1 pseudogene is annotated in these 371 nt (G+C 36.1%); it reads left to right on the top strand.

The features are described 5' to 3' along the window. Positions 1-371 (top strand): annotated as a pseudogene (locus HMPREF2701_RS06905) (type IV secretory system conjugative DNA transfer family protein); the annotation flags it as partial.

Genomic DNA, 371 nt, shown 5'->3' with positions numbered 1-371 from the left:
CGTAGTGATCCATTTTGGGATGAAGCTTCTATGACTTTGGTACGAGCTTTAGCCTCCTACTTGGTCGATTTCTATAATCCACCCAAAACAAGAGAACAGCTCATTGAAGAGAGTCGTTTGAGTCAAACAGAATACCAAAACTTGTTGAAACGTCAAAAAAAAGAAGTGGAAGAGCGAAAAAAACGAGGGCGTTATCCAAGTTTTGCTGAAATCTCAAAACTCATTAAACACTTATCCAAGGGTGAAAACCAAGAAAAAAGTGTCTTAGAAATTCTATTTGAAAATTATGCTAAAAAGTATGGGACTGAAAATTTTACCATGCGAAATTGGGCAGATTTCCAAAATTATAAGGATAAGACTCTGGATTCTGT

This window comes from Streptococcus sp. HMSC077D04, assembly GCF_001808785.1.
GTDB classification, from domain to species: domain Bacteria; phylum Bacillota; class Bacilli; order Lactobacillales; family Streptococcaceae; genus Streptococcus; species Streptococcus mitis_BX.
The sequence above is the reverse complement of the archived record's forward strand: the minus strand, read 5'-3'. Positions and strand labels throughout refer to the sequence as shown.